The 23863-nt window shown below is 68.7% G+C and carries 30 protein-coding genes; 11 read left to right on the top strand and 19 right to left on the bottom strand.

The features are described from left to right. Nucleotides 1–4 precede the first annotated feature (4 nt). The 5 genes from EKH77_RS33065 to EKH77_RS22095 all read right to left on the bottom strand — a co-directional run bounded on the left by EKH77_RS33065 (nucleotide 5) and on the right by EKH77_RS22095 (nucleotide 4395). Nucleotides 5–166 (bottom strand): hypothetical protein, encoded by a 162-nt coding sequence (locus EKH77_RS33065; protein ID WP_164737840.1) that lies wholly within the window; start codon nucleotides 164–166, stop codon nucleotides 5–7. A gap of 14 nt (nucleotides 167–180) precedes the next feature. Beyond that, entirely contained in the window at nucleotides 181–708 is a 528-nt protein-coding gene (locus EKH77_RS22110; RefSeq protein WP_126916064.1) for a hypothetical protein, read from the bottom strand. A gap of 20 nt (nucleotides 709–728) precedes the next feature. Beyond that, nucleotides 729–923, bottom strand: coding sequence for a DUF2304 domain-containing protein (locus EKH77_RS22105; protein ID WP_126916063.1), 195 nt, complete (start codon nucleotides 921–923; stop codon nucleotides 729–731). Between the two features lie 257 nt (nucleotides 924–1180). Then, a complete protein-coding gene (locus EKH77_RS22100) occupies nucleotides 1181–3358 on the bottom strand; it encodes a hypothetical protein (RefSeq protein ID WP_126916062.1) in 2178 nt (725 codons plus the stop codon). A gap of 41 nt (nucleotides 3359–3399) precedes the next feature. Continuing rightward, a complete protein-coding gene (locus EKH77_RS22095) occupies nucleotides 3400–4395 on the bottom strand; it encodes a hypothetical protein (protein WP_126916061.1) in 996 nt (331 codons plus the stop codon). Nucleotides 4396–5064: 669 nt separating this feature from the next. Here EKH77_RS22095 and EKH77_RS22090 point away from each other — a divergent pair. Continuing rightward, nucleotides 5065–5388: a hypothetical protein gene (locus EKH77_RS22090; protein ID WP_126916060.1), complete on the top strand. Its 324-nt coding sequence runs from the start codon at nucleotides 5065–5067 to the stop codon at nucleotides 5386–5388. A gap of 235 nt (nucleotides 5389–5623) precedes the next feature. Here EKH77_RS22090 and EKH77_RS22085 read toward each other — a convergent pair whose 3' ends face one another. From EKH77_RS22085 to EKH77_RS22040, 10 genes are all read right to left on the bottom strand, one after another. Then, complete coding sequence (locus EKH77_RS22085; RefSeq protein WP_126916059.1) at nucleotides 5624–5821, bottom strand: hypothetical protein; 198 nt, start codon at nucleotides 5819–5821, stop codon at nucleotides 5624–5626. Nucleotides 5822–5900: 79 nt separating this feature from the next. Continuing rightward, complete coding sequence (locus EKH77_RS22080) at nucleotides 5901–6224, bottom strand: hypothetical protein (protein ID WP_126916058.1); 324 nt, start codon at nucleotides 6222–6224, stop codon at nucleotides 5901–5903. 76 nt (nucleotides 6225–6300) lie between these two features. Further along, on the bottom strand, nucleotides 6301–6711 hold the full coding sequence (locus EKH77_RS33920; protein WP_126916057.1) for an RRQRL motif-containing zinc-binding protein: 411 nt from the start codon (nucleotides 6709–6711) through the stop codon (nucleotides 6301–6303). 46 nt (nucleotides 6712–6757) lie between these two features. Further along, the gene (locus tag EKH77_RS22070) at nucleotides 6758–7780 is read right to left on the bottom strand and encodes a DUF2637 domain-containing protein (RefSeq protein WP_126916056.1); all 1023 of its coding nucleotides are present in this window, start codon (nucleotides 7778–7780) and stop codon (nucleotides 6758–6760) included. Continuing rightward, nucleotides 7777–8418, bottom strand: coding sequence for a GGDEF domain-containing protein (locus EKH77_RS22065; RefSeq protein WP_126916055.1), 642 nt, complete (start codon nucleotides 8416–8418; stop codon nucleotides 7777–7779). The genes EKH77_RS22070 and EKH77_RS22065 overlap by 4 nt, the downstream gene beginning before the upstream one ends. Further along, nucleotides 8415–8966 (bottom strand): DUF6303 family protein, encoded by a 552-nt coding sequence (locus EKH77_RS22060; RefSeq protein WP_126916054.1) that lies wholly within the window; start codon nucleotides 8964–8966, stop codon nucleotides 8415–8417. Before EKH77_RS22060 ends, EKH77_RS22065 begins: the two co-directional genes overlap by 4 nt. After that, the gene (locus EKH77_RS22055; protein ID WP_126916053.1) at nucleotides 8966–9265 is read right to left on the bottom strand and encodes a hypothetical protein; all 300 of its coding nucleotides are present in this window, start codon (nucleotides 9263–9265) and stop codon (nucleotides 8966–8968) included. Before EKH77_RS22055 ends, EKH77_RS22060 begins: the two co-directional genes overlap by 1 nt. 105 nt (nucleotides 9266–9370) lie before the next feature. Then, the gene (locus EKH77_RS22050; RefSeq protein ID WP_126916052.1) at nucleotides 9371–9760 is read right to left on the bottom strand and encodes a RapZ C-terminal domain-containing protein; all 390 of its coding nucleotides are present in this window, start codon (nucleotides 9758–9760) and stop codon (nucleotides 9371–9373) included. A gap of 75 nt (nucleotides 9761–9835) precedes the next feature. After that, nucleotides 9836–10603, bottom strand: a complete 768-nt coding sequence (locus EKH77_RS22045; RefSeq protein WP_126916051.1) for a DUF4097 family beta strand repeat-containing protein — start codon at nucleotides 10601–10603, stop codon at nucleotides 9836–9838. A gap of 106 nt (nucleotides 10604–10709) precedes the next feature. Beyond that, nucleotides 10710–10889: a hypothetical protein gene (locus EKH77_RS22040; RefSeq protein WP_126916050.1), complete on the bottom strand. Its 180-nt coding sequence runs from the start codon at nucleotides 10887–10889 to the stop codon at nucleotides 10710–10712. A 614-nt stretch (nucleotides 10890–11503) separates the two neighbouring features. Between EKH77_RS22040 and EKH77_RS22035 the strand changes: the two genes are divergently transcribed. From EKH77_RS22035 to EKH77_RS22015, 5 genes are all read left to right on the top strand, one after another. Further along, nucleotides 11504–11854, top strand: coding sequence for a GntR family transcriptional regulator (locus EKH77_RS22035; RefSeq protein WP_164737839.1), 351 nt, complete (start codon nucleotides 11504–11506; stop codon nucleotides 11852–11854). 240 nt (nucleotides 11855–12094) lie between these two features. Continuing rightward, entirely contained in the window at nucleotides 12095–13102 is a 1008-nt protein-coding gene (locus EKH77_RS33060; protein ID WP_164737838.1) for an AAA family ATPase, read from the top strand. Continuing rightward, the gene (locus EKH77_RS22025; protein WP_126916048.1) at nucleotides 13099–13686 is read left to right on the top strand and encodes a guanylate kinase; all 588 of its coding nucleotides are present in this window, start codon (nucleotides 13099–13101) and stop codon (nucleotides 13684–13686) included. Before EKH77_RS33060 ends, EKH77_RS22025 begins: the two co-directional genes overlap by 4 nt. Next, the gene (locus EKH77_RS22020) at nucleotides 13683–14522 is read left to right on the top strand and encodes a DUF1932 domain-containing protein (RefSeq protein WP_126916047.1); all 840 of its coding nucleotides are present in this window, start codon (nucleotides 13683–13685) and stop codon (nucleotides 14520–14522) included. The genes EKH77_RS22025 and EKH77_RS22020 overlap by 4 nt, the downstream gene beginning before the upstream one ends. 213 nt (nucleotides 14523–14735) lie before the next feature. Beyond that, entirely contained in the window at nucleotides 14736–15494 is a 759-nt protein-coding gene (locus EKH77_RS22015) for a hypothetical protein (RefSeq protein ID WP_126916046.1), read from the top strand. Between the two features lie 101 nt (nucleotides 15495–15595). Here the strand turns inward: EKH77_RS22015 and EKH77_RS22010 are convergent, their stop codons facing one another. Next, on the bottom strand, nucleotides 15596–15991 hold the full coding sequence (locus EKH77_RS22010) for a hypothetical protein (RefSeq protein WP_126916045.1): 396 nt from the start codon (nucleotides 15989–15991) through the stop codon (nucleotides 15596–15598). Nucleotides 15992–16604: 613 nt separating this feature from the next. After that, nucleotides 16605–16820, bottom strand: coding sequence for an endonuclease domain-containing protein (locus tag EKH77_RS33915; RefSeq protein ID WP_276319259.1), 216 nt, complete (start codon nucleotides 16818–16820; stop codon nucleotides 16605–16607). A gap of 995 nt (nucleotides 16821–17815) precedes the next feature. Here EKH77_RS33915 and EKH77_RS22000 point away from each other — a divergent pair. Further along, on the top strand, nucleotides 17816–18163 hold the full coding sequence (locus EKH77_RS22000) for a DUF6247 family protein (RefSeq protein ID WP_126916043.1): 348 nt from the start codon (nucleotides 17816–17818) through the stop codon (nucleotides 18161–18163). 391 nt (nucleotides 18164–18554) lie between these two features. On the opposite strand, the gene EKH77_RS21990 is transcribed toward EKH77_RS22000, so the two are convergent. Both EKH77_RS21990 and EKH77_RS21985 read right to left on the bottom strand, forming a co-directional pair. Then, on the bottom strand, nucleotides 18555–19421 hold the full coding sequence (locus EKH77_RS21990; RefSeq protein WP_240667478.1) for a polysaccharide deacetylase family protein: 867 nt from the start codon (nucleotides 19419–19421) through the stop codon (nucleotides 18555–18557). A 151-nt stretch (nucleotides 19422–19572) separates the two neighbouring features. After that, nucleotides 19573–20667, bottom strand: a complete 1095-nt coding sequence (locus EKH77_RS21985; protein ID WP_126918217.1) for a ferritin-like domain-containing protein — start codon at nucleotides 20665–20667, stop codon at nucleotides 19573–19575. Nucleotides 20668–20934: 267 nt separating this feature from the next. Here EKH77_RS21985 and EKH77_RS21980 point away from each other — a divergent pair, with 267 nt between their 5' ends. The 4 genes from EKH77_RS21980 to EKH77_RS21965 are packed head-to-tail and all read left to right on the top strand — an operon-like array spanning nucleotide 20935 to nucleotide 23790. Next, nucleotides 20935–21873: an AurF N-oxygenase family protein gene (locus EKH77_RS21980; RefSeq protein ID WP_126916042.1), complete on the top strand. Its 939-nt coding sequence runs from the start codon at nucleotides 20935–20937 to the stop codon at nucleotides 21871–21873. A 51-nt stretch (nucleotides 21874–21924) separates the two neighbouring features. Then, a complete protein-coding gene (locus EKH77_RS21975) occupies nucleotides 21925–22647 on the top strand; it encodes a TetR/AcrR family transcriptional regulator (RefSeq protein ID WP_126916041.1) in 723 nt (240 codons plus the stop codon). A 58-nt stretch (nucleotides 22648–22705) separates the two neighbouring features. Further along, complete coding sequence (locus EKH77_RS21970; RefSeq protein ID WP_126916040.1) at nucleotides 22706–23461, top strand: AAA family ATPase; 756 nt, start codon at nucleotides 22706–22708, stop codon at nucleotides 23459–23461. Nucleotides 23462–23511: 50 nt separating this feature from the next. Further along, nucleotides 23512–23790, top strand: a complete 279-nt coding sequence (locus EKH77_RS21965) for a hypothetical protein (RefSeq protein ID WP_126916039.1) — start codon at nucleotides 23512–23514, stop codon at nucleotides 23788–23790. The last annotated feature ends 73 nt before the right edge of the window (nucleotides 23791–23863 follow it).

Here is a 23863-nt window from a genome sequence, read left to right as displayed (position 1 = left end):
CTCGTTACTCGGCGCCGGTGTAGTGGGCGACGTAGCCCGGGCAGGGCGAGTCGGGGCAGTAACAGCCGTCGCACACGTTGCAGATGTCGCTGGAGCAGTCGTCACACTGCTCGTGGCCCGGGCAGTCGTAGTCGGCGCACTCGTCGCAGTAGAGGTCGTTGGACATGTGAAGTCCTTCCTTCACCGGTGATTGATGGTGCCGGTGGCCCGGCCGAAGAGGCCGGCGTGGATGTTCTGGGTGATCTGCTGGGGGTGGGCCTCGGTGGTACGGCTTCGGACGGCGCGGATGAGGGCGGCTCCGGCGAGGGGGCAGGCGGCGGCGAGGGCGGCGATGGGCCACAGGAGTTGGCTCATGGCGGCCAGCCCGGGGGCGGCGGCGGACAGCCCGTATCCGGCGGCGGCGATGCCGCCGCCGATCGTGGGCGCCAGCAAGGCGGTGGTCTTCGCCCACGAGGGGATCGACTGCGCACTCGGCGCGGCCGACACGGCGGGGGCGTGCACCGGTGGCGCTTGCGGGGCGGGGACGGGTTGGGTCGGAGGGGCGGCGTAGGCGGTGACGACGGGGGCGCGGTTGGCTTCGTCGGCGCGGATCAGGTCCCAGACGCGGGCCGCGTAGATGGCGTCGTCGGTCACACCCGGCAAGGGCAGGACGGTATGCGGCTGGTGCTTGATGAGGACGGGGTCGTGGGGGATCCGGGTGGTGTCCATGGGGGCTCCCGGCAGTGGGGTTAGGTGGCGAGGTTGCTGAGGGCGGTGGCGCAACTGGCGACCATCCGGTGGATGGCGGGGGCGATGCCGGTCTGGGCGAGGTAGAAGCCGAGGAGCGCGGTCACCACCGCGTGCCCGACGCGCAGTTGCCCGGAGCGCAGCAACAGGAGCGTGACGATCGCGAGGAGGACGACGACGGAGACGGACAAAGCCATGGGGTCCCTTCCGGACGGGCCCGTCGTGCCGGGCGTGATCGATTACGGAGAGCGAGAATCGGTCGTGTGGGAGGTGGGGCGGCGAGGACGCGCGGAGGCACGCTGACGCCGCCATGGCCGCCTCTGGGGGCCTTCTCTTGTGGGGGTCCTACGCCCACCACGCGCAGGTCAGTGCCACCCACAGCACTGTGGGACCCCCACGGCTTGTAGGGGGCTGCGTGTGGTGGGCGTAGGCGACTCCCCCACACATCCCTTGACTACTGTGTGTTGCGGTAGTGACTGATCGCTTCGGCGAGCGTCTCGGCGAGGTAGCCGGACTTGGACTCGTTGGCGGCGCCGGTACGGACGGTGCCCTTGCCGGGGCGCTCGACGCCTGCGGCGCGCAGGAGGCGGCCGAGTTCGGTGCCCAGGGCGGTGGCGTCGAGGCCGAGTTTGGCGGCGAGGTCGGCGGTGTGCATCCGGCCGCCGGCGGCGACCACGGTCTCGTGGGCGGTGCGCAGGAGTTCCGGCACGGGGTCGGGCCGGTCGGCGGGGCCGCCGGTCTGCTCGATGACCCGCCCGAAGTCCGCCGTGATCCCATCACGGTCCGTCTCGGCCCCCTGCTCGTGGCCTGCGGTGGCGGTGCGGGGGCTCCTGGGCGCGGAGTTGAGCAGAGCGGCTAGCGCGGCGCCGCCGATGCGGGCGCCCGCGTCCGGCTGCGGGGTGGGGCCGGGGCTCGTGCCGGTGGAGGCCGGGCTGGGGCTGGGTGTGCTGGTGACGGGGTCGGCCCCGGTCAGGGGCAGTCCATTGACCGGGTCGAGGGGCGGGCGCAGGACCTCCGTGTCGGTGTAGGGGCGGGTGGTGGCGGCGAGCTGCCGGTCCCCGTAGAGGCGGGGCAGGACGCGGGCCCAGCGAGAGGCGTAGTAGCGGCCCGGCGCGGTGTCGAGGAGGACCGCGTCCGGCGTGGGGCGCCGCCCCGCGAAGTGCGGGGCGAGGTGGTCGGTTCGCTTCGGGGTGATGCGGTAGCCCTTGAACGGCGCAGGGTCGGTGATCACGTCGTTCTCGTCCGGGGCGGACAGGAAGCCCGACCCGCGGTGCGGGGCGGCCTTGGGGTCGAGACGGGTCCCGCCGGAGGCGAAGAGGTGATGGAGCTCTTCGGGGTCGGAGACGCGCATCCCGCAGCGATTGCGGGACTGCTTCTTCATCGCGGCGGTGATCGTGTCCTGCGTGGCGCGCAGCCCGCACAGCAGCGAACGCACGCGTACGGCCCGGCCGGTGTTGACCACGGAGTCGAGCTTGTTCATCAGGGCCATGGGCAGTTCGGCGATCTCGTCTACGACGATCAGGATCGCCGGGACCTGCGGGCTCACGGGTATCTTGTCGTCGTTCGCCGAGGCCATGAGGTCCTGGTAGCCGGACTTGCGGGCGGAGATGCCTTCCCGCGCCACGTCCAGCATGATGTGGGCTTCCTCCTCGGTGTCGGCCACCCAGTCGATCAGCGGTACGTCGCTGGTGCCGTCGATGGCCCAGGAGCGCAGCCACGGCATGCTGATGCCGGCGCCGGTGGTGTCGATGTGCCACACCACGCAGTCGTTGGTGCGCAAGAGTCCGGCGTTGGCGACGTTGACCTGGTTGGACTTTCCGGAGCCGATCTGGCCGACCAGCAGTCCGCAGTCGTCCAGCAGCCTCATTACGGCCTCTTCGCCGTTGGTGTAGAGGCCCAGCGGGATGGGGTCGTTGATAGTGGTGATGGTGGTGTCGTCCGGGAGCGGCAGTTCTTCGACCATGACGTCCTTCTCGGTGACGTTGATCTGTATCTCGCCGTAGGCCATGCCGTCGGTGATCTGTACTCCGCCGCCCCGGGGAAGCCGCAGGGCTGCGGCGAGTTTGCGGGGCGCGTCGACGGGGAGGTCCGGGGTGCTGTCGGGCATCTGGACGCGGACGGTGTAGCCGACATCGCTCTTCCAGCGCCGGACCCCATCGACCCGGTGGCCTTCCAGGCGGAAGAGGTCTGCCAGGCGGCGCTGCCACTCTCCGGCCTTGCCGTTCGCCCACTTTTGCAGCTTCCGGGCGGCCCGCCCGCCTTCGGCGGTCTTCTCCGCCGTCACCAGGCCACGGGCCAGGACCATGGCGCCGGCCGTGCCGGCGCCCCACCATCCGGCGGCAGACCACGTCAGGGCGTCCTGGCCCGCCAGGGCCTGAGCGCACCATCCGCCGGCGGCGAGCCAGGCAGCGCACCGGGCGATGCCGTGGACCAGGGGTCGGCGCTGGTAGAAGTCCGCGCCGCCCTGAGCCAGCGCACCGGTCCCGGCGGCGAGCAGGGCGTACTCGGGGGGCATGCCGGTAAGAGCGCCGACGGAGGCGAGGCCGTAGGCGCCGCCAGCCGCCATCGCGGCGGCGGTTGGCGCGGTGACGGTCCATCCCCAATCCAGGGCCAGGGACTGCGACTTACTCATTCGAGCACTCCTTGACGGTCAGGAAAGGCGCAGGGCCGGGGTTACACGTCCCATTTCTCTTCTCCGTTGCGGGGGTCCTCGTGACGGCGGATGTCGAGGGCGTGCAGCCGCCGGAAGAGCGGGAAGAGTTCCTGCGCGGCGCTGGCGGCGCGCAGGAGCGTCTGATGGACCTCGGCGACCGTCTCGGCGACGGTCTTTTCCACCGGGTATTCGTCGGCGGATTTCACGGCCAGGAAGTTCACGGCAGCGGCGATGTTCTCCAGCCCGGTCGGCAGGCCCTCGAATTCGGCGGCCACATGGGTCATCGATTCCGGCTCGTATCGGGTGTAGATGTGCTGCACTTCCTCGCACGCCTGCGAGAACACCGAATGCCGCATGTGGAGGCTCCCGTCCGGGCGCCTGGAGGCGATGTTCCACATGTGCTCGTTGTTGCGCGGCGCCTCGAAGCGCATCAGGTCGTGCTCGTGTTCCTTGACGAACGTGTCGTAGACCTCGCTGGCCTTGGCCTCGGCGTGCAGGACCAGGATCTGGACCCGGGTGACGACCTCGGCGATGGCCTTGTCCACGGGGTACTTGTCAGCGCAGTTGATGGCGAGCTGGCAGATGGCCTGAGCGACCGAGCCGATGCCGTCGGGCAGGCCCTTGTACTCGGCCTGGACCGAGAGCATCGAGGGCGGGTCGTACTTGGCGTAGGCGTCGCGTGCGCCCTCGGTGTGCAGAACGAACTGGCTCACGTGGTGACCTCCGAAATGGGAGCCGCTCCCCAGAGCGGCGGGGGCAGCAACGGAATGGCCCGGGCCGGGAAAGTCGGTGGCGACCTGCGGGGTACGGGTCATGAGCCAGGCCCAGGTACGAGCGGCGGCGATCGGACCCCAGCGCAGGTACCGGATTCCCCACAGCGCCCCGCGCGGTACCTGCCGTGCCCACCGCAGGACGCCCCCGGTGGCCATGGCGGCGGTGCCGAGCAGCAAGCCCGGCACCAGGGCCAGAACGCCCCCGAGCCCGGCCGCGAGCGCCGCACCCGCTCCGCGAGCCATACGAACGGCCCGGTCACGGGCCCGGGCACGCGCCTTGTGCCATAGGGCCCGGGCGAGACGCCCACCGGGCGTGGCGGCGGTCCGGCGAAGACCGGCACGGGTCGCGGCGAGCGCCTTACGGACCAGCGGACCGGCGACCCGGCGGGCACGCGCGGCCTCCCGGAGTCCTGCTCGCGCGGCTCCGGCCCCGGCGCGGCGAGCGCGACCGAGGGCGGCGGCGGTCATTGCCGTGGCCTTCCCCCGAGGCCGCGAACCCTTGCCTGCCACCCCGCCGACGGCAGCGCTGCGAGTTCCGGTGGCCCCGGGGCCCTCCTTGCCCTGGCTGAGCCATCCACGGCCGCTCATGGCGCCTGTGGGGCGCCACCTTCCGTTCCGGCCGCTGCCCATGGCTCCGCCTCCACCGCTTCCGGCCCCGTGACGACGGCCAAAGCCACCCCGCCGGGCCGAGAGCGCTCCCGAACCCGGTACAGGGCCGCGGCTTCCACGAATGCCGCTGGTGAGGCCGCCACCCGCCGATGAACGATGCGCCGTGACGGCCGCAGACGGCCTAGCACCTCGGCCTCGCACCGAACCGCCCGTTTGCCTGGACGATGCTCCCGCGCTGGACGGCCCAGCCGTCCCCCCACGCGAACGGCGACCGCCCAGCACCCCGGCCCCAGGTCGGGCCCCATGAGCGGACCGGCCCGAGCCGAGGAGGCCACCCTGGCGACGGCCCAGACCTCCGGTCAGGCCACCCCACCCGCCGCCCCCGGCGGCGAGTCCTCGGCGGCCCCATCGCCCCGTGCCCGTCGCTCCGTAGCCGCCCGCCGTCCGGCGGCCGGCCCTTCGGGCACCGGCACGGGAGCGCGCCGCGCGTACGGCGGCCGCGGCCCCGGCGGTGGCGACCACACCAGCGGTCACGGCGGTACCGACGGGGCCGGTGGCGGCGTAGAGGCCGGAGCCGCCGACCGCGAGCGCCTCCGCGCCGAACACGGCGGCGGGCAGGGCAGGTAACGGCCGGACCGCGCGCCGAGCAGGGCCCTTACCCGAGGCGGGGGATTCGGCGGGCGTGAGCGTGACCTCGATCGGAACGGCCTGGACGTCCGCGTCAGAGGGCGGGGATATCGGTGGGGGTGGTGACGTGGTCGGCGTCGTGTCAGACACTGGGATGGCTCCTCTTCTGGGGAGTTGGTGAAAGGCGCCCCGGCCAGGCCCTAGGAAGCGGGCCGGGGCGCTGGCACTGTGCGGCTCAGTTCCGGTGGGTGCGCAGGTAGGTGGCAAGCTGGACCTTGGCGGTAGCGACGCTGGCGTGGGCGGTCATCTGCGGGTACTCGTCCCACTCCTCGTGGCGGGCGGCCCGGGCTAGGTGCTTGCTGGCCTGGACGACCAGTTGGTCCGGGTCGGCCTTGATGCTCTTGAGCGGCGAGAAGATCTCGAAGAACGGCATGTGCGGGACCTCCAGACGCGGCGTGGCCCGCCGCACTCGGGGCGCGGCAGGCCACAGGCCGTGGATGCTTGGGGTGGGGTCAGACGCGGTGATACGGCTGGTCGTGGACGGGATGCGCGGCGGCGATCTCCTGCCACCGGCGGCTCTCCCCCGGGTCGTTGCTGGGCACCCGGACGCGGAAGCCGCATCCCGCCGCCCGGCACTTGTGCGTCGTCGCCGACAGGACCTCGATGAACCAGCGGACCGCCGTGTAGACGGTGGCGAATATCGACAGGCAGCACGCGACCATCGTGAGTAAGGGCACGTGGTGGGCGGCGAGTTCGTCGGCGTAGTCCACGCCGAGGACGCCTCCTACGAACGCGGCGATGGGAAAGGCAAAGTGCCGCGGCGTCAGCTTGTACATGAACGATTTCCTTCCAGCCCGGACCGGGCCACGCGCCTCCCGGTGCCCGGCCGGCGTTCGGGCCGGGCACCGAGCCCTAAACGGGCGGTAGTTGTTCACGGCGTGCAGGGGTGCACTGTTCCTCGGGGTAGGCACACGGAACACACATGCCGAGTGAGGCCGGGATGCAGTAGCCAGCGTCCGTCCGGCAGACCGGGCAGGTGCGGCGGGCGGCCATGGCGCGCTCCAGCGCCGCGTGCTTCGCGGGCGTCATCGGGCGAACCGGCCGGGCCATGTCGAGCCGGTACAGGTATGCCTTGCGGGGCCCGCGGCTGGAGCGGCGGGATCGCCACAGGGTCTGGGCCGCGATGGGCTGGCCACCCGGCCGCAGCCCACGGTTGCGGAGCTGACGGCGAGTGGCCAGGCCCTCCGGCGCCAGCCTCCACGGGTAGGTCGGGATCCCGTAGCGGGCGCCGACCGGATCGTAGAAGCGATGCTGCGCGGCCATCAGTGCAGATCGGCCGGTTCACCCGGCGTGGTGTGGAGGCGGTCCGTCACGATGCGGCACCTTCCAATTGGCGGGCGGCGGCATCGTTCGGGGTGCCGGGGGTGTCGCGTAGTTCCTGGTAGCGCTGGGAGACCCAGCCGACGGACCAGCCGGTCAGGTCCGCAGCCGCCCGTACGGGCAAGCGGGCCTCGAGCGCGGCCCGCACCGCTGAGCGCGCTTGGTCCTCGGGGAGCTTCTCGGCCGGCGGTCCGGCGGCGAGCAGCGCGGCCCGTTCACGCGCGGCCCGCTCAGCACGCTCCCGCTGTTCACGGCGCTCGCGTTCCGCGCGCTCTTGCTGCTCGCGCACACGGCGCTGGGCTGCCTCGCGTTCACGCTGTTCGCGCTCGCGCTCCTGCTGTTCACGCTCCCGCTCACGGCGTTCATGCTCTTCCTGCTCGCGTCGCTCGCGAGCATCGGCCCGGGCCCATTCCTCGCGCCGGGTCTTCTCCTCCCGCTCGGCTTGTTCACGGGCAAGGCGGGCTTCGTGCTCGCGCTGTTCACGCGCCAGCCCGGCCTGGTGCTCCCGCTCCTCCCGCAGCCTCCTGGCAGCAGCCTCCTCCCGCTCAGCGACCGCCTTCGCCCTGGCCTCCTCCTCAGCCCGCTCACGGGCGTTCAGAGCGGCCACGGCCGCGGTGATGGCCCGCCGGTAGGCCAGACCGGTCTCCGCCGTGACGATCAGCAGGAGCGGCGATACCGAATGCACAGCCACGCCCACCAGGTCGTTCTTGAGGGCGGAGTCGCCGGTGTTGAGGGCGAGGGTCATGGTGCCGGTCATCCATCGCAAGGCCACCGGCCACTTCCCGCCGTGGCCGCCGAGGCGGGCCAGGACCGAGTCCAGACGGACCACGATCACCACGGCGGCATCGACCACCAGCGGCAGGATCGGGGACGTCCAGGACCAGTCGGCGGGCGTGTGCGCGGCCATCAGCGGAGTGACGGTCAGGACCGAGAACAGCACGGCCCCGAAGACGATCAGCCACGTGCCGATCGACAGCGCGCGCTCGGCTGAACGGATCTGAACGGCGTTCACCGGCCGCCTCCGGACGACGTGCCGGGGCGCCCGGTACGGCGCCCGTTCGTTGTCGTGATCGCGGGCGTGGGGGTATCGGCGATGTTCCAGCCGCCACCGGCACGCTTCGCCGTGTACATCGCTTCGTCCGCCCGGCGCATCGCCCGCTCCAGCGGAGGCTCGGGCAGCAGCCCGGCGAAATACGCCCCCACCGACGCGCCCACGACCAGAGCGCGGTCGCGGTAGGAGACCGGCCGGCACATCGACACGTACAGGCCGTCGAGGACGACCGGCAGGTCGTTGTCGGCGGCGAGGATGACGGCGGCGAACTCGTCCCCGCCCAGCCTCGCCGCGCACCCGCCGTGCTCCTCGGCCCAGCGGCACAGCCGGGCCGCGCAGGTGGCCAGGACCGCGTCGCCCGCGCCGTGGCCGTAGGTGTCGTTGAGGGCCTTGAAGCGGTCGAGGTCCACCAGGACCACCGCCGCCCCACGAGCCCGCAGCAGCTTGGCGGCCCGGCGCTGGAAGACCTGGCGGCCGGGAAGGCCGGTGAGCGGGTCACGGCGGGCCCGGTCAATGCGGTGGCGCCACCATAAGGCGTGCAGCGACCAGCCCGCCGCCAGGGGCGCGCTGGCCAGGACCGTGGTGAGCGTGCTGGTCATCCCGCCACCCCGCCCTCATGGGTCGCGAGCGGGACAACGCGGATGGCTGCCAAGAGGTTGACGACCACCGGGTGCCCGTGGCCGGTCTTCCCAGGCTCCTCGTCCCACTCCCATTCGGCGTCCGGGGCGACCCTCCAGCCCAAGCCGGTGAGCGCGTCGAAGCGCTCGGCGAGGGTGGGAATATGGTCGCGGCGGCAGGCGGGCCAGAGGTGCTCGGGCCATTCGTCCACTTCATCGGACCCCCCGCTACGCGGGAGCCCGATGAACAGGATCCACCGGGCCGCCGCCTCGCCCTTGCGCATCGCGGGCCAGTCGCAGCAGCGGCGCACCATAATCGCCGTGCTCCACCTCGGCGGAACCGACGAGCGCGGGCGCGGGAGGCGGGCGGGCCGGGTGTAGTCCTCGCGGATCAGGTGCGGGTCCAGGTCAAGGAACTGGTGTCGCTGCTCGGCCAGTTCACGGCTCGGCTGGCAGGCGCGCAGCTCAGCGAGGAGCTGGCTCAGCGGCACGTCCAGGCACTGGATCGACGTCGAGGGGGTGTGGGCCATCACGCTGCCCTCCGGGACCCGGCGGGCGCGATGCGGCGCGAGCGCCCCAGACGTGCGGTGGCGAACCGGTCCGGGATGCAGGCGCCGGCCATCTCGGCGACCTCGGCCGCCACGCGGGTGACGGTGTCGAGGAGTTCAGGCTGGTCGGCGAGGATGTCGCGGGCCGCGTCCAGCCGCGCCGCGCGCTCCTGCGGGCTCTCGTCGTCGGCGCCCAGCCACAGCTCCAGCGGGGTGCCCAGCGACAGCTCCAGGAAGTCGTCGTCCGTGACGACCTGATGTCCGCCGATGAATGCCTTCATGGCAGTACAGCTCCTTCGAAAGAAGCGGGATGGGGAGACCCGGGGCGGCGGTGTGTCCTTGCAGGGGAGTGCCGCCGCCCCGGGCGGATCGGATGTGCGATGCGCTCAGCGCTGGACGACGGGCTTGTCCAGGTCACGGTCGTGCAGGGATACGAGGGATCCGTCCTGGCGCAGCAGCCTCTTGGCGAGCTCGCGGGCGAAGACGGGGGCCCGATGCCTGCCTCCCGCGCAGCCGCTGGCGACCGTGACCAGCCCGGCGCTGGGACCGGAGGCGTAGGCGTGGACCGCGACGACGGCGGCCTCCACCAGGTCCGGGATGCCCGGGGTGCCGAGCACGGCGGTACGGACGGGTTCGTCGTCGGCGGTCATGTAGCGCAGGTCCGGGCTGATGTGCGGGTCCCGGAAGTGGTCCCGCAAGTCGATCGTCAGGTGCGCCGGGGGCGGCTCCCCGTGCAGGTAGCCGAAGGAAACGATCACCACTTCGATGGCGGTCATGCGTGACTCCGAGAGTCGATGAATGAGGTCACAGGAGGCCCGACCCGCTCCTCGGAGCGGATCAGGCGCGCTGGGTCAGGAGGCTCGGGCGTAGCCGGAGAGGCTGTGCACGCGGACGCTGAGGTGATGGCCGCCGGTGACGCGGACGTCGCCGGAGACCGACTCGGCGCGGATGTAGCCGGTGGCCTGCGGCGTGGCCGTCATGCTGATGGCCCCGGAGGTGGAGGTGACGCTGGCCGAGGTGCCGGAGTAGGAGTGGATCGTGGTGCTCCCGGAGATGGACCGTATGGCCGCCTCGCCGGTGACCCGGTCGACCCGAACGCGCCCGGATGTCGTATCCACCGTCAGGCTCCGTGCGTTCTCCACCGCCACGGCTCCGGAGACCGACCGGAACTCCAGCCGCTCGATCTCGCCCGCGACCACGGCGTCAGCCGAGGTCGTCACGACGGCCAGGGAGGAACCCGGCGGGAGGATGACCACCGCCTTCAACGGCTGGATCGTCGGCATCGCCGCGGCACCGGAGATGACGCGTCCGTTGACGATCGTGACTCCGGTGACGGAGCCGGTGACGGTGCCGAAGTTCTGCACGATGTGCATGCCGCCACCGCCGCCGACCATGGCGTTGGCGATCTCGGGGACCACCACGGACATCACCCGCCCGTCCTGCTGGACACGGGCTCCCAGCACCGCGTCCGCACCCGGGCCGGATGCGTCCTCGGTGTGCAGCATCACCTCGGCCTGGCTCACGGTCGGGTCCACGCTGACCAGGACCTTCCCCAGCGACAGCGACAGGCCCAGAACGATCGGGCCCCTGCCCTCGGCCTTGAAGAGACGCTCAGTCATTGCCTTGAACTCCTTGCGTCGAAGAACGATCAAAGGAGGCGGGGCCGACCGCCCCGCCGGGGCTCGGCCTCTCACCTGGTGGTGCTGAGCTGGACTCGCGGCCCGGCTACTTGTGTCCGTGCCAGCCGCCGGCGGTCACGTTGCCGTGCGTCCGGGCGTGCCCGGCCTGCTCACGCGCCGCACCCTGCGATTCCGCAGAGTTGTGCCGGCGGTAGTCCTCACGAGCCTCGGCCAGCAACTGCTCGACCTCGCTCTGGGCATCGCTGTGCGAGCGGAATATGCTCATCACGATCCTTCGAGGGTCACGGGGCGCGCCCGGAAGCTGTCCAGGCGAGGGGCGCGCCCTCCTTCATGTCTGATGACCGGGCCACAGCCCGGCAGAGCTACGAGATCCCAGCGCCCCGAAACCGCAGAAGCGGCACAGGCTCGGCGCTGGAAGATCCGGCTCCCCTCGACCCCGTCCGTACGAGACGGACGGAGGAGGCAACCGGCCGTAGCGTCTCGACGCTACGAAGAGGTTGAACACGTGCTGTGTCTCCTTCGGGTCTGCAGCTCCCGTATGAGGTAGAGCCGCCATGCCCGGCGAAGGCGTATGGAGACATGACCTTTCGGTCTAAGCCCTCCCGTTGACTAGGGAACGGGTGCGCCCTCGGCCCGCTCTGTCCCGGGCCCCTTGAGCCCGATCTCTCGGGCCCCATTCGTCGTGCAGGTCATGCAGGTCGTGCAAGCACCCGCCCTCCGGAAGCCGGTGGGCACTGCGGGCAGCTCTGCCTCAGAGTGCACTGTGAGGCAGAGACAGTCAACCCCCTTTGCTCCGACCGGAGTTCAAAGGGCTGCTGGCCTCACGTTCTGACCTTGGGCACTATGAGGCAGAGGCAGAAAAGAGGCTTTGGAGTGCAGATGATCGAGTGGACCGGCAGACCCGCCTACCAGCAGGTGGCGGATGACCTCCGCCGGAGGATCGCCGCTGATGAGTTCACGGAGTCTGGGAAGTTGCCGTCGCTCGCAGAACTCCAGGAGGGCTACAAGGTCACCATCACGGTGGCCCGCGAAGCCATTCGCACCCTCAAGTCCGAAGGTCTCGCTGTGAGCCACCAGGGCAAGGGAGCCTTCCTCACGCCAGACTCCCCGGGTCTCGCCAGGGGTGCTGGCCCCAACGCGGCCGTCGACGCGCTCCGGCAAGAAGTCGAGGTTCTCCGTAGGGAGGTCGGTGAGCTACGCGAGCGAATCGCGACCCTGGAAGCGAGCTGACGGCCAACGCCCTCGAACCACACGCTTCGCACCCCCTTGCCCCTGTTCGTCATCATCCGCACCTCCGTGATCGGGTGTGCCATCAGTTCACTTCAGGGGTTGGGAAGTTGGTATCACATCGTCTTACCTGAAGAACCCTCACGGTCTTTATACAGGCGCTTACACATCCACTATCACGGCTTTTCCTACGCCTTCACGAGTCGCTACACTCGCGACCCGGAAGCTATCTAGGAGGGGAAGATGGCTCGACAGCGAACCGATTGGAACCCGGCAGCGTTACGTGAGCACCGAGAAAAGCACGGGCTCACCCTGGAAGACACCGGCGAAAAGCTGCGAGAAATCGCCGAGCGGCACAGCTTCAACATCGCCGCGAACTTTCAGACCATTTGGGGTCACGAGAACAATATCTATCCTGGCCCTCATTATCGCCGGGCCTACTGCCTGCTATACGGTCGCAATGAAGCCGAACTCGGTTTCCGTCGAGCTCTCCCCGGAGAGGACGCTCAGGTGGAACCCGTCGCCACCCCGTCGAATCCGCAACTCCCCGATCAGTCGGAAGCCGTTCGCGCGGCGCTCGGCAGCATCCAGGAGGGAACGGAGGATGTAAGCAGCGAGGAGCTGCGCAACCGCCTACTAGGCGCTTGGCGCGCTCACAGCGAATGGACGAGTGGCCAGGGCCCGACGGTTGTGCTGGTGGGCGGATATGCCGGGTCCGGTAAATCGGAGTTCGCAAAGTTCTTGGGCAGGCTGACGGGATGGCCAATCCTCGACAAGGACTCGCTCACACGCCCGTTGGTGGACCAACTGCTCGTCGCCCTAGGTGGGATGGCCAATGACCGAAGCTCAGAGCTGTATCGAGAGAAGGTCCGGCCGCTAGAATACCGATGCCTGATGGAAGCCGCTTGGGACAACGTCGACTGCGGAGTCTCAACGATCCTCGATGCTCCGTTTGTATCGGAGTTCTCGCAGTCGTCGTGGATGCAGCGCTTCTACAATCGATGCAAGTCGAAGCGGGTTTCCGTCGCAACCATATGGGTTGAGTGCGATCCCGAATCCATGCGGGATTACATCGAGTTCCGAGGTGCTGCCCGCGACACATGGAAGATGGAAGCGTGGGACGAGTACCTCGCCACCATTGACCTGGAGATGCGCCCGCAAGGCCCCCACTTTGTGGTCGACAACCGCCTCGGGGCAGCCATCGCCATGGCCGACCAGGCCCGCGACGTGCTCAGCGGGGGTGGACTGTGAACGCTGCCGGCGTCATCCTGTACGGCCCACCCGGGGCGGGCAAGGACACGGTCACTGCAGAACTGGTCCAGCAGGACCCGTCCTACGCGCTCTTCGAGCGGCTTAAGGCGGGACCAGGCCGGACGGCCGGCTACCGGCTCACATCGGTCCAGCACATCGACAGCCTCGACCGGGCCGGAGAGATCCTCTACCGGAATGTCCGGTATGAAGCCGAGTACGCGATCGACCGCGGCGGGCTCTCCGAGCTGATCGACGGAGGTCACACCCCGGTGCTGCACATGGGACAGGTGGCGGGCGTCAAGGCGGTCGAGGTGTTCCCCCTCCACTGGATAAGAGTGCTGCTGTGGTGCCCGTATGAGGTCACCAAAGCGCGCTGTACCGAACGTGGCGACAAGGACATTGAAGCCCGCCTGAAGGCGTGGCGCGAGACTCAACAGGACCTACTGAACCACTCGGCCGACTCGTGGGCGCTGGCACTGGAGACCAACCTGCTGAGCCCCCGCGAATCCGCCAGCGCTATCCATCGAGCCGTGGAGCAGAAGGCGGAAGGCAGGAGACATCACATTCGGAGGCTGGTCGCGTGACAACATTGGGCATCCTGCACCCGGGCAGCATGGGAGCTGCTGTAGCGGCACAAGTCGTCTCCGCTGGCACCGAGGTCCTGTGGTACCCCGAGGGCCGAAGCGAGGCGACCAAAGACCGGGCAACCAGGGCTGGCCTAACGGCAGTCGACACCATCACCGAAATGGCGCACACCGCCGACGTGATCCTGAGCCTCTGCCCGCCGGCCAACGCCGTGGAGGTCGCGCACTCGGTCGCCGCGCATTCCTTCTCGGGTGTCTACGTGGATGGCAACGCCATCTCGCCGGCGAACGTGAAGGCAATCGGCGCCATCGTGGCGTCCGCAGGAGCCCAGCTGGTCGACGGCTCCGTCATTGGCTCACCGCCATCAGCGACTAAATCGCCACGGCTGTACCTCTCCGGCCCGGAGTCCCCAGTCGAGATCGTCGCAGGCCTCTTTGAGGGCACAACGGTCAACGTGATCACACTGCAGGGTGGCCTTGGAAAGGCATCGGCGCTCAAGCTCTCGTACAGCACCTTCCAGAAGGCGAGTCGTGTGCTGGCTGCTGTCTCGCATGCCTTGGCTCGTGACTGGGGTGTTGACGAGCAACTGGTCGACATCGCGCGTGACCGCACAAGCAGCTACCTCGCGGAGACCACCTACATCCCCAAGGTCGCCGCCCGCGCTTGGCGCTGGGCCCCAGAGATGCGAGAGGCGGAGAGCAGCCTCGCCGAGACGTCCCTTCCAACAGAGCTGGTCGCGGCGGCCGCAGCCGTCATGGAACGCTGGAAGGATGCCAAGGACTTGCCCATGGAGCTACCGGAGGCACTGGAACGCCTGCACGAGATGCCGGACTAACACCAGTCCCTTGCGCCCGAGGTAGGCAAGTGTACGGGGATATCAGTTGGGACTTGCGAGCCGCACAGTGCTCAGATTCAACCAAGCCCTCTTTCCCGAAAACTGGTTCACCGAACCTTCGCTCTAACCGCGCCGCCGTCGGTAAGAGGTGACGGGAGGAGCTTTACGCGGACGATCCATAGGTGCATGCTCTTAGGTGAGCGAGGGGGCCCTATGACGCTGAGCTCGGCAATCGCATTCATAGTCGGCTCTCTTTCCTCAGCCGCCTTGGCCGCAGGGGCTGGCTGGTTACTTAAGAATCACTTTTTAGTGCTGATCTCTGAGGCCCGGAGGCGGCGCCAAGAGCTATCCTCTGGCCTTTATGGTGTAGAGGAATCATGGGCCGATCTGGTCCGCTTTTCTGGTAGCTACGGCAAGCGTCTCAAGCGGCAGTACGACAAGTCGAAATCGGCAACGTGGTACTTCGTTACCACGGACCCTCACGGGTTTGCCCCTTGGCTCGGCAGGGAGTCGGAACCTCGGTCCGTTGCGTATAAGGTCAAGAATTCAGACATAAGCGTCGTCTGGATCTTTCATCAGGCGGAAGCATATCTATTGCAACGCCGAATGCTTGTCGTAAACGCCCCTGAAGATGGCGTGACTTACGATGCGGGAACTGATCTGCTGCGTAATGCGTGCGCTACCTGCAATGATCGATGGGATGTACTAAGCAGCACTGTCCCCCACTTCTATCTTGCTTTTCTGTCGGTTCCCAACACTGCGCAACAATCGGGGGAGCGAGCGCCAAATGGCACATTTGGCTTTGTGTTGCCGTACCTATTGGCTCCGCGCTCGTATGCGGCCAGGGCTGGCTTGTACTTCGAGAGCAGTAGCGAGAGTTCAAATCAGTTTCTATTGGACTACTATTACAGGTCTATCACCGACTTCGTCCGTGTGGGCGTCGAGCAAGGGTGGCTCAACAAGGTCAATTGACACCTGAAAGAGCGTGATTGGTGTGTTCATCGAACCTGTCGCTGTAGCAGGCCAGCCCCTGGCCCGCTACAGCCGCTCTTACGCGAGTGCGCCAGCCTGCTTCACTTACGGATCATTTTCCACATCTTTAGCAGCAGAGTCGACTTTGCGATTCCGAATGCGATGACCTTCGTCAACGCGACTCGGTCCTCCGTGTCGAGCTCGCCATACCAGTCATTGAGCTTGTCTGCGGCGAAGAGGTACGCCATGGTCACTACGCCGACGCCAGCGGTAAACGTGATGCACACCCCGATAGGGTTCATGGAGGCCATGGCCCAGCCGATTCCGGCACTTGCGCCAGCGGCAGCGCCGGCCAGGGCAGCATGCATGGCGGCGAAGGCGCCCATCTCGCCTCCGAGGGCCTTGAGCCTATCAACGGCCTCTGCATACTCTTTCTTGGTGACGTGCCCCTTCAACTGCTCTACCTGGCGGACTATGTCGTCCCTCAGTTCTGCCATGCTGCCCCGCCCCGCTCTATTTCTGCGACTCAGGGGTGATATGCCCCCCGCAGGGAGAACCAGACCCCCACTTCCTCTACAAGGAATTCCCACACAGGACCCATCCTTCCGGAATGTGAACCGCTACTTCCCTTTGTGAGGGCACTCGCTCAGGTTGGGCGAACTGGCGCGCCCGAAAGAACAGCAACCGCTGACCATCGCCCGGCGGAAGGCTGGGCACTCGCGCCCGTCATCGAGACGCGGCGCGGCGCATCGAAGGGGAGGTTGATGGAGCGCTGGGCGTCCTCGACCGGCGGGAGAGGGAGCTCAAGGAGGCCAAGCAGAAGCAGGCCAAGTCCCGTAAGAAGTGACCTGGTCCGGCTCCCCGGGGAGCCAAACAGGGAGCCAATCAGGGCGTCCGACTGCGGACGGGCATGGACCGAGGCGGACAGCGGTGCCGCTTGGACGCAGGTGAGCTGGCGGGTTTCTGCTTCCCTTCCTGAGCCTGCGGTTAGCCCGTGCTTAAGGCGAGCCAAAGGATCTAAGTTTGGGTCCGAATGAATGCTTGGACAGGCTTCACCAAGCACCTAAAACCTGCTAGGCGTGGCGCCGCTAAGAGGGGTGCCGATCACGGCTAAGCACTGCACGGCCCCCACCCATCGATGTGTTCGGGACACCATCGGTAGTAGCTGTCGTCGAAATTACGGCTGATTACTGCCCGACCATTCTGGGGCTTCCATCCGCCCCAATGACGGGTGTTACAGCGATTGCACAGTGGTGCCCGCACGAATCCGTGCGTGTGGCAGTGGTCCCACACCGTTGCACGCACGCTCATACAGCTCGCGCACATGAACTGCGCAGCCGCTGGCCAGCCCAGACGACCAGCGCGATCTACACGGTAGCGCTCACCTGCAAGTTGCCCGTCATACACCACAGCATCCACATCGCTGCTTCTCGTGCCGTAGACGACTGCGGTGCGGGTGCGCTCGCCGAGGTCGGCCACCACCGCGTCCCCGACACGCTCGAACCAGCTTTCGGAATCCTGACCGTGGTGTGCTCCGAGACACGAACAGTCGCATTCAACTCCTGTCGCCTCCAGGCACGCCCTCGTACATCGCGACAGTTTTGACATGTCTCGCCAGACCACAACGAACCCGTAGCGGTCGACCGCAGCCGTCACAAGGCGCACCAAACAGTTGCGTGGCAAGTCCCATCGGTCACCGTTCAACTCCGGGGAACGAATGCGAACCGTCTCGTGCAGCCAACGGCGGTTGCCCTTCCGGGCCGGAATTTTCGCGATGACATGCTCGTGCAGCGGGAGCCACACCATCGCCACTGGGCCGGTGCCGGGTTCTGTAACTACGCGTCCACCGACGATGCGAACCGGTAAGTGGTCCGTCATGCCCCAAGAGTGGCATGCCAGCAGGCATCAGGGAACCGTGCCCCCACGCCTAGGAAGAGCCATCCCCGCGTGCGCGGGGAGCAGTACGACGAGTACCTGCGGGACCTGCGTTGCTTCGGGTCATCCCCGCCGTGCGCGGGGAGCGGATGTCGTGCCCTGAATACCTTGGCCCGCCCCCTGCCACTGGGACGTCGGACAGGGCTCGCACGTCAGACGAGAGTACTGTCGCGCGTGAGTGGCGAGTGAGAGCGACCAGCGCTACCCTCGCAAGCAACGTTGGCCCAGGTCACGCACCCAATTCATCGCGAGGGGCACATGCTCTCCGGAGCCGTGTGCGCAGGTTCGAATCCTGCCGGGGGCACTTCGCAAGAAGTGCCGAGAGGCCTCGCGAATGACGGGTACGTCAATCGCGAGGCCTTTTCCCATACGTCCTGGAGGACGCGGTGAGCACACAGCATGACGGCCCCCACCAGCCGCTCATCCCCATGCCGGCTCTCACGCCCGACGCCTTGCGGGCCGCCGTGGCCAGGATCGCCCCCAGCAGACTCCCCGCGCTCACCCAGCACCTTTTCGAAGCGACCACCCACGCCCAGCAGTCGCAGAGCCTGGCGCCGCTGCGTGCCTTCGTCCATTCCTGGGCCGTGTTCGTCGCTATCCAGCGGCACCCGGAGCGCGCCAACCGCCTCCGCGAACTGGAACGCATCGTGGACGCGGGCAGCCAGGACCCGGCCGAGGCCATTGCCGAGATCCACCGGATCCAGGAGGCGGCACGCGCGGAGGCCGGCCTATGAGCGACTGGACGTGGGAGTACAACCCGAGCGAAGAGCATGTGGCTCACGGGTTCCCGCCCGGCGTGGTGGCGGAGGTGGAGCGACCGGCCGTCGAACTCGCGGCGTTGGGACCCGATGCGGCGACGGTCGGCAGGCCGATCGACCGGGACGGCGGACTACGGGAGTTCGACATCCTCAACGGGCGCGGCTTCATCACTTCCTGGCGGTGCCGCGCCAGCAGTGCGTCTACGTCTGCAACATCACCTGGTACGGCTGAGCGCCGTCCTCGGACGGGGACGGGAGCGACGACCCCGATGGCAGGGGGCGCACAGCCGTCCGGGCCTGCCGCTGACCCGGCCGCGTCGCCCCCGGTCCTGCCGGAGGCGACCGTGCTTCCACGAGCCTCGCTCCCTCACACCTTAGGGAACCCGAATCCGTAGCCCTCGCCCTTCAGCCAGTCGATGCAGCGGGCCAGGGCCTCGACGCTCTGGGTGCGGTCTCCGCCGCCGTCGTGGAAGAGGATGATGGGGCCGTTGGGGAGTTCGCGTTTGATGTTTTCCATGATGCGGTCGACGCCCGGGCGTTGCCAGTCTCGGGTGTCGACGTCCCAGCCGAGGGGGCGCATGCCGTTGTCGGCGGCCAGGTGGCGGCTGTAGGGGGTGAAGGCCCCGCCGGGGGCGCGGTAGTAGCGGATCGTTCCGCCAGGGCCGCCGCCGGCCGCTTCCTCGATCATCTTCTTGGCGTCGAGGATCTGCTGCTTCTGGTAGTCCTCGGAGCGCTTGTCCATGGCGGTGTTGTGGTCGACGGAGTGGTCGCAGAGGCGGTGGCCTTCGGCCACGACCTGTTTGACGAGGTCCGGGCGGGCTTTGGCCTGGGGGCCGATCATGCAGAAGGTGGCCTTGATGCCGGACTTCTTCAGCAGTTCCAGGACCTTCGGGGTCCACCTGGGGTCGGGGCCGTCGTCGATGGTGAGGGCCACGGTCTTTCCGCCGGTCTCCGTCTCGTGGACGATCTCCGGGGAGACCGGGCCGGTCGGGGCGGCGGAGGCGGGTGTGCCGGGTGCGCTGGGTGCGCCCGGTGCGCTGGGAGTCGGCGGGGGCGGGGTGCCGCCCTTGCCGTCCGGGGCCGGTGTCGGACCCTGGGCGATCGTTTCCTCACCCCGGGAGTTTCCCGAACCCTCGGTGGCCACGGCCACGGTGCCCGATATCACCCCCGCGATGGCGATCATCCCTCCCGCCGCGATCACCAAATGCCGCCTATGGGCCGTCAATCGCGTCATGACTTCCCCACCCCCCTCGTGCAGCTGACCAATGTCCTGCCCGCGTAGGACGGCGATGTACCGCAAAGCGTTCCGCGACACGGCATCGCTCACAGAATTCAGACAGGACAGCCACGTCTCCTCTGTAAAGTTCCCCGTTGCCCCACTACTGTTACGCTTCCGCGATCGTCCGGGAGACCTCCTCCGTACGGGCCGCCTCCTCCGCCGCGAAGCGCTGGGCGTCCAGTTGTTCGGCGATCTCCTCGTCCTGGGCCATGAGTTGATCGAGGCTGGCGTCGCCCATCTCGAAGACCCCCATGTCGGCATAGGCGCGCTGGAGCCTCTCGCCCCACAGGCCGATGTCCTTCACACACGGCACAATGCGGCTGAAGAGCAACTTCCGGAAGATCTGCAGGAATTCGGAGCGTTCGCTCAGCTCCACCGCGTCCGCCGCCGGCACGCCGAAGTCCGCGAGGACCTCCTCGCCGCGCAGCCGGTCGCGCATCAGGTAGCAGCCCTCGATGACGAATTCCTCGCGGTCACGCAATTCGGCGTCGGAAAGCTGTTTGTAGTACTCGCGCAGCGCCATGCGACCGAAGGCCACATGCCGGGCCTCGTCCTGCATGACGTAGGCGAGGATCTGCTTCGGCAATGGTTTCTCGGTCGAGTCGCGCAGCATTCCGAAGGCCGCGAGGGCGAGCCCCTCGATCAGGACCTGCATCCCGAGCGAGGGCATGTCCCAGCGGGAGTCCCGCAGGGTGTCCTCCAGCAGTGAGCGGAGGCTGGGATTGACCGGATAGACCATGCCGATCTTCTCCTGGAGGAACCGGCTGTAGATCTCCACGTGCCGGGCCTCGTCCATCGCCTGGGTGGCGGCGTAGAACTTCGCGTCCAGGTCGGGGACGGCCTCCACGATGCGGGTCGCGCACACCAGCGCCCCCTGTTCGCCGTGGAGGAACTGGCTGAAGTTCCAGGAGGCGTAATGGCGGCGCAGATCACGCCTGTTGTGCTCGCTCATCTTGTCCCAGTAGCGGGTGCCGAAGACGACGAGGTTCTCGTCGGGGACGCCGAGCGGGTCGTAGGGGTCGACCTCCAGCTCCCAGTCGACGCGCTTGGTGCCGTCCCACTGCTTGTCCTTGCCCTTCTGGTAGAGGGCCAGGAGCCGTTCGCGGCCCTCGTCGTAGTCCCAGCTGAAGCGTGCCGCCCCGGTCGCGGGGACCTCCCAGACGGGCGGGCCGGGGTCGTGGCGGTAGAGGTCGCGCGTCATCGTGGACGCCTCCTGTCCCTCGCTCATCAGCACTCTCGGGCAGGTCACATGGCTGTTCACATGGCTGTTCATATGACTGTGATGACTGACTCTTCTGAAGGCTCACACGGGGGTACCGCCGGGTCAATGAGCCGTTCGAGGGGTCGGCGGGAACGCTCCGGAAGCGCTCCGGAAGCCTTGACGGGCTTGCTGACAAGTAGTCTCATAAGGGCGTACCGCCGGTAGTCCGATAGTCCGAAGACTCAGAGACCTGAGGTGGCTTCCGTCATGGCGACCGTCCCCGATACCAGTGGTGTCCCCGGCGCCCGCGACGCGCTCGGCCCACTCAAGGACCGTGAGCGGGTCGCCCAGCGGCTGCTCGAGTCCTCCGCCCGGCACTCCTTCGACCCCGACACCGACCTCGACTGGGCCGCGCCCCTGGAGCCCGGCAAGTGGTACTGCCCGCCGGAGCTGGTCTCCCTCTACGGCACGCCGCTGTGGCGGCGGATGCCGGAGGAGCAGCGGATGGACCTCTCCCGGCACGAGATAGCCTCGCTCGCCTCCCTCGGCATCTGGTTCGAGATCATCCTGATGCAGCTGCTGGTCCGGCACATCTACGACAAGCCCGTGACCAGCTCGCACGTCAACTACGCGCTGACCGAGATCGCCGACGAGTGCCGGCACTCGAGAATGTTCGCCCGGATGATCGACAAGGTCGGCGCCCCCACCTACCCCGTCGCCCGCCGTCACCACAACCTCGCCCGTGTCCTGAAGACCGTCTCCACCACCCCGGGCTCCTTCGCGTGCACCCTGCTGGGCGAGGAGATCCTCGACCACATGCAGCGGCTGACCTTCCCCGACGAGCGCGTCCAGACGCTCGTCCGCGGCGTCACCCGCATCCACGTCGTGGAGGAGGCGCGCCACGTCCGCTACGCGCGGGAGGAGTTGCGGCGGCAGATGGCGTCGTGCCCGCGCTGGGAGGCGGAGCTGACGCGGGTGAGCACGGGCGAGGCGGCCCGCGTCTTCACGGCCGCGTTCATCAACCCGCAGGTGTACACGAACGTGGGGCTGGACCGCCGCGAGGCCGTCGCCCAGGTCCGGGCCAGCGGCCACCGCCGCGAGGTGATGCGGGCCGGCGCCCAGCGCCTGACGGACTTCTTGGACGAGATCGGTCTGCTGCGCGGCGCGGGACGGCGGTTGTGGCGCAGCTCCGGGCTGCTGGCCTGAGCGGTCCTCGGCACCGGCCCGCGCCGGTTCCGGACCGTTACGCTGCGATCCATGACCGGCAGCGGAACCACCTCCTACCGCAGGCTCGGCGTCGCCGAGCGCCGCGCCCAGCTGATCGCCACCGCGCTCCGCCTGTTCGCCCACCGCGTGCCCGAGGACGTCTCGCTGGACGACGTCGCGGCCGCCGCCAAGGTCTCCCGCCCGCTGGTCTACCGCTACTTCCCCGGCGGCAAGCAGCAGTTGTACGAGGCGGCCCTGCGCAGCGCGGCGGACGAGCTCGAGCTGTGCTTCGCCGAGCCCGAGACCGGCCCGCTCACGGGCCGGCTCGCCGCGGTCCTCGACCGCTATCTCGCCTTCGTCGACGAGCACGACGCGGGCTTCGCCGCCCTGCTCCAGGGCGGCAGCGTCGCGGAGACCTCGCGGACGGGCGCCATCGTGGACGAGGTGCGCCGGGCCGCCGTCGCGCAGATCCTCAAGCACCTGTCCGTGGCCGAGCCGGGGGTGCGGCTGCGCACCATGGTGCGCACGTGGATAACGGCCGTGGAGGCCGCCTCGCTGATCTGGCTGGACGAGGGGAAGCAGCCCCCGCTGGGCGAGCTGCGCGACTGGCTGGTCGACCACTTCGTGGCCCTGCTCCTGACGACGGGCGCCGGCGATCCCCAGGTCGCCGCGGTGGCCCGCGCGGCGCTGGCCCGGGAGCCGGCCGACGGGCCGGTGGGCGACCTCGCCCGCCGGGTGCTCCCCCTGCTGGAGGACGCGGGCCACCTGCTCTGACCTGCGCCGACGGCCGGAGACCGGGCCGTTGTCAGACCCCGCCCCTACGCTCGTACGCATGCTCGTGAACCGCGCTTACGTACCGCCCGAGCTCGTCGGTGACGAGGAGGCGGACGCCTGGCCCTGGTCGGTGCCCTGTGTGAAGGAGCTGCTGGCCGACGGGATCGTCTTCGACGCGCCCGTCACCTTCCTCGTCGGGGAGAACGGCTCCGGGAAGTCGACGGTCGTCGAGGCGATAGCCGAGGGCTTCGGGCTGGACGCGCAGGGCGGCCGCGCCGGCCGGAAGTACGGGAACAACCGGCCGAAGACGGCGCTCGGCGAGCGTGTCCGCCTGGACCTCACCTCGCGCGGCGCCCGCATGATGACCGGCCCGCGAGCCAAGAAGAAGGGCTTCTTCCTCCGGGCCGAGACGGCCTTCGGCCTGATGGAGAACGTGTGGGGGCTGCCCGGCTACTGGGAGGAGAACACCTCCGAGATGAGCCACGGCGAGGGTTTCCTCGCGGTCTTCGAGGCCATGTTCCGGCAGCCGGGCCTGTATGTGATGGACGAGCCGGAGGCCGCGCTGTCCTTCGCGTCCTGTCTGCGGCTGGTCTCCCTGATGCACCGGCTGGGGCAGTCGGGCGCCCAGGTCGTCTGCGCCACCCACTCCCCGATCCTGGCCTCGACCCCCGGCGCCCGGATCCTGGAGGTGGGCGAGCACGGCATTCAGCCGGTGGAATGGCGGGATCTGCTGCTGGTCGACCACTGGGGGCGCTATCTGAGCGACCCGGAGGCCTATCTGCGGCACCTCATACCGGCCGACGAGCGGGGCTGACGAGGACGGCCGGCGAGCGGGGCTGACGGGCGCTGACGGAGACTGGGGGCGTGAGAAGCGAGAAGACGCCCTTCGAGGGCGGGCCGCTGGACGGCCGTGTGCTGGACGTCCTGCTCGGGCTGAACGGGCTGCCACCCAAGAAGTACGAGGTGCCGGTCCCGGCCGAGGAGCCCGGCGCGGCCCCCACCGTGTACGTCTACCGGCGGGAGCCGGCGGCCGTGACGCGGCGCCTCGGGCTGCCCAAGGGCTGGAAGTACGTCCACGACCCGGAGGGGAAGCCCGGTACGGAGCTGAAGTGGCCCTGGTCCCGGAGTTCCCGGACGGGCTGATCCAGGCGCTCCACGTCAACGTACGGGTGACCCCGATGACGCCCATTGGGGGGTTTCGTCCACGTCTTTCCTA

This window comes from Streptomyces luteoverticillatus (genome assembly GCF_003970715.1).
In the GTDB taxonomy this organism is placed as follows: Bacteria; Actinomycetota; Actinomycetes; order Streptomycetales; family Streptomycetaceae; genus Streptomyces; species Streptomyces abikoensis.
This window is presented reverse-complemented; position numbering and strand designations above follow the sequence as displayed.